This is a genomic window from Vibrio sp. 1401, from assembly GCF_033340295.1.
This window is the reverse complement of record NZ_JAWOWF010000085.1, coordinates 1-6,858: the sequence shown is the minus strand read 5'-3', so window position 1 is coordinate 6,858 and position 6,858 is coordinate 1. Positions and strand designations below refer to the sequence as shown.

General features: G+C 44.9%; 6 protein-coding genes and 1 pseudogene. All 7 read right to left on the bottom strand.

All coding sequences use genetic code 11. From position 1 onward, the window contains the following. Window positions 1-129 precede the first annotated feature (129 nt). The 7 genes and pseudogenes from R7Z77_RS23425 to R7Z77_RS23395 all read right to left on the bottom strand — a co-directional run bounded on the left by R7Z77_RS23425 (window position 130) and on the right by R7Z77_RS23395 (window position 6,426). Entirely contained in the window at window positions 130-465 is a 336-nt protein-coding gene (locus R7Z77_RS23425; protein ID WP_213916576.1) for a zinc ribbon domain-containing protein YjdM, read from the bottom strand. Window positions 466-516: 51 nt separating this feature from the next. Next, window positions 517-684, bottom strand: a pseudogene (locus tag R7Z77_RS23420) (carboxymuconolactone decarboxylase family protein); the annotation flags it as partial. Between the two features lie 73 nt (window positions 685-757). Continuing rightward, a complete protein-coding gene (locus R7Z77_RS23415) occupies window positions 758-1,660 on the bottom strand; it encodes a LysR family transcriptional regulator (RefSeq protein ID WP_010447341.1) in 903 nt (300 codons plus the stop codon). A 139-nt stretch (window positions 1,661-1,799) separates the two neighbouring features. Further along, entirely contained in the window at window positions 1,800-2,555 is a 756-nt protein-coding gene (locus R7Z77_RS23410; RefSeq protein WP_213916577.1) for a lactate utilization protein C, read from the bottom strand. Between the two features lie 10 nt (window positions 2,556-2,565). Beyond that, complete coding sequence (locus R7Z77_RS23405; RefSeq protein WP_010447336.1) at window positions 2,566-3,981, bottom strand: LutB/LldF family L-lactate oxidation iron-sulfur protein; 1,416 nt, start codon at window positions 3,979-3,981, stop codon at window positions 2,566-2,568. Between the two features lie 10 nt (window positions 3,982-3,991). Next, window positions 3,992-4,711, bottom strand: coding sequence for a (Fe-S)-binding protein (locus R7Z77_RS23400; RefSeq protein ID WP_064376458.1), 720 nt, complete (start codon window positions 4,709-4,711; stop codon window positions 3,992-3,994). A 131-nt stretch (window positions 4,712-4,842) separates the two neighbouring features. Then, complete coding sequence (locus R7Z77_RS23395; protein WP_064376459.1) at window positions 4,843-6,426, bottom strand: L-lactate permease; 1,584 nt, start codon at window positions 6,424-6,426, stop codon at window positions 4,843-4,845. Between the last annotated feature and the right edge of the window lie 432 nt (window positions 6,427-6,858).

Sequence of the window (6,858 nt, the reverse complement as noted above, 5' to 3'; positions counted from 1 at the left end):
GGGTCTATCGGATTGTTACATGTTGGTAGGATCATTCAACTGATCTGCCGATTAAAGTCTTAACTGATCGGCATTAGCGCCTAGGGAGCTGTTTTTGTTGCTTCTGAAAGCGATATCTAAGTGCAGGTATTAAGCCTTCTTCACAAACTGCGCAGTTACCATCATTTCACCAGCACCATCGACTTTACAATCTAGTTGATGATCTTTGCCGTCTTTAATACGACGAATCACTGCTTTGGTGCCGATCTTAAGTACCAGCGAACTGCCTTTTACTTTTAAGTCTTTCGCTAACGTGACCTTATCACCTTCCTGCAGCAAAGTGCCGTTGGCATCTTTCACGTTTACGACGTCTTCTTCTGTTGCCTGAGTCGGGTTCCATTCGTGAGCGCACTCTGGGCAAACAAGGTGGTCTTGGTCTGGATAAACGTATTCTGAGTTACAGTTTGGGCAAGGAGGTAGAGACATAAGTAATTACTAGCTAACGAATTTAGCACTATGGTAATGGGTATTGCTTGTCTAATCGAGTAAATTTATACGCTCGCTCTTTTCTTCAAGAACTTCTTTAAAAGCGAACATACCATTTAATGCTGCAGGAAATCCGGCATAAACAGACATTTGTAAAATAACCTCTTTCACTTCTTCCTCATTGCAGCCCACATTAAGAGCCGCATGAAGGTGAACCTTTCATCTCAGTGGTTGGTGCGGAGCTGAATGTGCTCTATCTGAGCAGGCATAGCAGCCAAACGAATTCGCCTGTTTAAAAACACTCTTGAATAGACAAATAGCTTTCTCTGATGTGCTCAATCAATGCTTGAATTCGTTTCGCCGGATTGCGAGTGTATGGATAAACCGCATAAATGCCGACCACTTTACTGGTGTGCTCTGAAAGCACCTCAACCAGTTTTCCTTGTTGAAGATCTTGATAGACCAAACATGTCGGTAAGTAAGCGAGACCATTGCCAGCTATCGCACTTTTACGCAGTGCAGCGGCATTGTCAGAAGAGAAATTACCCGATACTTTCAAGGTGTAATTGTCACTGTTGCATTTGAACTGCCAGTTAAAGGTGCCGCCTGTTTCATGGGTATAGCCCAAGCAATTATGCCTTTGAAGGGCTTTTGGTGTTTTCGGTTCACCGTGTTTTTCAAGGTACTGCGGAGAAGCGCAAATCATCCAGCGAGAATTAAATATAAAACGCGCGATGAGACTTGAATCCTCTAAATAGCCAGTGCGGATCACTAAATCATAGTTATCTTCAATCAAGTCAACGAAGTGGTTATCCATCGACATATCAACGGTCAGGCCAGGATTGTTATTGCAAAACTCGGAAATAGACTCAGCCAGTAGCAACTCGCCAGAAATGGTTGGCACCGACATTCTAATATGACCCGCTAAAGATTCGTTGTAACCCGTTATCGACTTAAACGCGGCATTGGCTGTGGAGTAGATATCTTTAGAGCGATGATAAAGCACCTCTCCTGCCTCTGTTAACGTCAGTTTACGAGTGGTGCGATAAAGCAGTTGCGTCCCAAGATCACTTTCAAGCTTGCTCACTCTTTTGCTGATCATCGACTTGGTGGTGTGGTTATGTTCCGCAGCTTTACTAAAAGAGCCGTGTTCAACGACTTGCGTAAACAGAATAAGATCATCAACTTGCGGCATAGGAGATCCTCTAAAGAGCAAGAGTATGAAAGGATTATAACGGTTCACCTAATAAGAGACGAGCCATTAATAGAAGAAAGGCACAGCCACATGAGATGTGCCTTGATGCCCTGTTCCCATAGAGCAAATTGAATTCTAATTACATGTCATCAACGATGATGTAAGTCGCTGAGACAGGACCATGCACTCCCACCACTTTGATCAGCTCAATATCAGCAGTAGAGCTTGGCCCTGAGATAAAGTTAACGCATGAAGGAATGCGTTCACCCTTTTGAGCTTTTTTATGCAGTGTCATCGTCGCCTGAGTTAAACGAGCTAGCAGCGTACTTTTGGCAATCACGAAGACAGAACTTTCTGGCAATAAGCTAATTGATCGACCTTGTTTCGGATCGCTATAAAGCACTACGGTTCCTGACTCAGCGAGTGCTTGTTCCGCCATTACGACACCAATCTTAGCGCGCTCCGCAATAGTGATATTCGCTTCATAACCTAAGGCGTTATCCCAAATGTGCACGTGGTGCTGTTCGTTCGCGAGCTCCGATGGCGTGACAAGTTCCAATAAAGCAGGAGACGCTGAAAAAATCGTATCGACTCTCTTTGTATCTTGTTCGGCGGTGCAAGCACACTGACAGACTTCACCCAACACCGCTTGAAGCTGGCTCTTTGTCGTCTCAATCACTTCAGCCCCTAACGAGGTGTGCGCATACTCTTGCAATACTTGCTTTAACTGTTCGGTACTCAGCCCTTTCATCACCTCTTGGTGGTATGAGTGACGAAGCAAAGGCCTTGTAACCTGTGTTAACGGAGCGCTTCTACCAAGTTTGTTGGCAATATTAAGCAGAAACTGATCGCGATTATGAATTGCTGCCTGGCTGTTATCTTTTAACGTAGACATCATGAGATCCTTATTTCTGTTTTCGATTGGCAAACCAGCTACGGAACGACTGGCCATCTGGAGTTGGAAGATCTCTTGATTCATTCCACTGCTTAATTGCGCCGACACTGAGTGGCATTTTTCCATCTCGGATCAAACCGCTAGCGACTGTTGCACCCACTTTGATGCTCATATCCCACAAAAGCGGTTTAGCGTTAATTAGGTTGAAACCAGAAACGATAGCCCGTTCACTAAAAGGCGTGATCTTGTCACTAGCCATTTTTTCACGATGCTTCATAAGTAGGTCAGAAAGCGGGATCTTAACTGGGCAAACGTCATGACAAGATTTACATAGGCTGCATGCGTATGGCAGATCTTTAAAATCATCGTACCCACCAAGAAGTGGGGAAAGGACCGCACCAATTGGGCCCGAATAGATAGAGCCGTACGATTGGCCGCCAATGTGACGGTAAGCCGGGCACGTATTCACACAAGCCGCGCAGCGAACACAGCGCAAGATGTCTTTAAACTCAGAGCCCAAAATATCTGATCGGCCATTGTCGACAATCACTAGATGGAACTCTTCAGGGCCGTCACAATGCTCTGCTTCACGTGGGCCAGTTAAGGCGGTGACATACCCGGTTAATGGTAAACCGACCGCACTGCGACAAAGCAAACTGATCACAATATCCAGCTCTTCAAAAGTTGGAACAATACGCTCCATCCCCATCACGGCAATATGCGTTTTTGGCAAGCTTGTCGCCAAACGGGCGTTACCTTCATTGGTGACTAGAGTAACCGTGCCCGACTCCGCGACAGCAAAGTTACAACCGGTAATGCCAATATCCGCCTCTAAAAAATCATGGCGAATATAATCACGTACAAAGCGCGTCATCTCTTCTGGATCTTCCGAGCCTTGGTAGTTGAGCTTGTCTTTAAAAATCGCTTTAATTTGCGTACGGTTTTTGTGTAGAGCCGGCACAACGATATGCGAAGGCGCATCGCAGTCATCCACTTGCAAAATGTATTCACCCAAATCGGTTTCAACCACTTCGCAGCCATTACGCTCAATCACTTTGTTTAGACCAATCTCTTCCGTCACCATAGATTTGGATTTGACGACTTTTTTGGCCTCTTTCTGCTGAATGATGGTTTCGATGTAATCTGTTGCCTCTTCTGCAGTCGAAGCAAAAAACACACTGCCTCCGTTTTTAACCACGTTTTCACTCAGTTGATGCAGGTAGTAATCTAGGTTCTCTAATACATGATTACGAATGTCCATGCCCATATCACGCCATTCTTCCCAGTGGCCGAGTTTGTCCGCTGCAATTTGGCGATTGTTGAACATACGTTCCTGAGCGTTCGCCACAGAGTGACGCATAAACTCATCTTGCATTTTTACTTTGATGCGCTGCTTGAAGTTCACATCGCTGGTTTTCATCGACATACTCTTCTCCTTAACGACTCAACAGCACATCAACGATATGCATCACTTTGACAGGCTTGCCTTCACGGCTAATACGACCACCAATGTTGATCAAACAGCTAATATCAGCGCCAATTAAATAGTCTGGACTGACATCACTGATATGGCGGACTTTTTCCTTCACCATTTCGCCGGAAATTTCTGACATTTTGACCGAGAACGTCCCACCAAAACCGCAGCACGTTTCTTGGTTTTTGATCGGCAACATCTCCAACCCTTCTACATTTTCTAGTAGCTTGAGCGGCTCTTCACGCACACCCAATTTACGAATCAAGCTGCAGGATGGGTGGTAAACCGCACGGCCGTTAAGACGAGCGCCAACATCCACTTTATCTAACTTGTTAACGATGAACTGAGTCAGCTCGAATAAGCGATCCGCAACCTTTTGTGCTCTTTCAGCCCACTCAGGTTCAGAGGCTAAGTATTCTGGGTATTTTTTGATAGAAGCTGCGCAAGATCCTGCAGGCGTCACGATTGGGAAATCATTGCCTTCAAAGCTCTCAATCAACTTTTTCATGGCTGGTTTGCTTTGCTCAATATAGCCGCTGTTTAATGACGGCTGACCACAACAACCTTGCTGAGTTGGGAATAGAACCTCGCAGCCCAACTGCTCTAGAAGTAGCACCGTCTTTTTGGCGACTTCCGATTTCACAGAGTCACATAAACAAGTGACAAAAAAGTTAACCTTCATTTTTATGCTCCAGTGTTCACTGACTTTGATTACTCGGCATACGCCCTAAATCCAGTGATTTTTTATAATTTGCCCACCTGCATGACTCTGTTCCCAAAGCCCTTACTACAGCGCAGGTAGGCATAATTGGTTTAAATAACGCTGCTCACTAAGGCGACAATCACCCCATACAGAACCATAGGGATCACCGTTCGTTTGATGATGTAACCCTCTTTATTGGCGATTCCCAAAATGGTTGAAACGGCGATGATGTTATTAATACAGACCATGTTGCCCATCGAACCGCCGACAGATTGCAGTGCTAAAATAAGGTTTTGTGGCAAGCCAACTGTCTGCGCAATGGTTTGCTGAATGCCACCAAATGTGAGATTAGAAACGGTCGCCGAGCCAGAGAAGAACGCGCCCAATGCGCCAAGGTATGAAGCAAAGAACTGCCAACTGGTGCCCAACAGATCAGACAGCGCTCGGCCAGTTGTCATGATTGGAGAGTTTGCGTCTCCCATCATCATAAACTTCACCATGATCAGAGCTCCCACCAGTGCAATGAAAGGTGTTTTGATTCGCTGCCCCGTTTCAGTAAACACTTGGCCTAGCTGCTGTTTACTCATTTTGAAGACGAGTGCACTGACGAGCACCACCAATAAAAAAGGGATTAAAGCAGGCACATACAAGGTTTTGTATGCCCATGACGTATCAGTTCCCAGTATCTGGCTCAGCTTTAAGATTAAGGCATTCGAGACACTAAACTCCGCAAAATGACCAAGTTGAACGGTGAATAGCTGAGTCGAATCGGTTAAGAGCTGCTTTATCCCTAGCTGCTGGATACGAGTAATAATGAGAATGGCGATAAGCAGTAATGTTGGACTCATTGCCTTGATAATTTCGGCCCTTGGAATCTGCGCTTGTTGCTCATTTTCCTCTGGCTGTTTTGGCTCCATCCCGATATTTAACCGCGCCAATACAATTGAAATGGTGAGACCAATCGCCCCACCAATCAGTGCTGGAAACTCGTAGTTCCACTGCGCGAAAGCAAGGTATGGCAATGTGCAGGAAAAAATGCTGAGCTGAATAAAGATGATATTACGTAGGATGGACTTCCAGCTTACGACAAAGCTCAGCGCAATTACCGGAATAAAAACAGCAGCGACCGTATGCAGCAATGCAGAAGTGCGGCCAATTTCGAGTAGATCGTGTTCACTTAGCCCAAGACCACTAAAGCCGAACCAAGTTGGCGTACCCACCGCACCAAAAGAGACAGGCACAGAATTCATAATAAGCGCCAACATAGCCACACGAAGCGCCGGAAAACCAAGTCCAACCAAGATTGGCGCTGCAATTGCCGCCGGTGTACCAAACCCTGATGCACCTTCAATCATAAAGGCAAACGCCCAACCAATGATCATAAGCTGCGCAATTTGATTGCGGCTGACGCCTTCTAGCCAACGCTTGATGACCGCTTCCGCACCGGATAAAGAGATGGTTCTATTTAAAAGTATGGCTCCGGCGATAATCGAAATTGGTGTGATGGCAGATAGCGCACCTGCAATAGCACTGGCCACAAGTGGCGTGATGTGCGCGTTAAAGTAAAACAGTTGAATGACACCGACTAAAAGTGCAGTTAGCGGCAAAGCAATATTTGAAGGGATGGCCTTTTTTTTGGTCATCATCCATATGAGTAAAATAATAGGGGCAATAGATATCAATAAGTTGGCCATTGGGCCTCCATGTTTTCGTTATTGGAATCGTTATTTTTATTTTGATTTTTGTCGCTTAGGGTAAAGCTTATAATTGTTGTGGTTATTTTAGAGAGAGGATTCGAGTTGGCTATTGATATTTAAATAAGACAAGTTTTGCGTAAAAGGAAATCTGTGACATGCTACTAGTTAGCTTAAATTAAATTTACCAACACCCATGTAATATCAATAACTTAAAAGCAAACCAATAATGGTGAGTAGTTTAATTAGACCTATTTTGGAAACAATTAAGTGCAAACTAGCAACTAATAAACAAGGCTAGAAAAACAGGCATAGGAATTATTCTCATCAATACTATTAATATAGTAAACCCGTCATTCCGCAGCCAATTTAGGAATAAACTGCTTCATACAGAACACCAAGAAGCTTAAGCAGCCGAGTCTGATGCTCTTG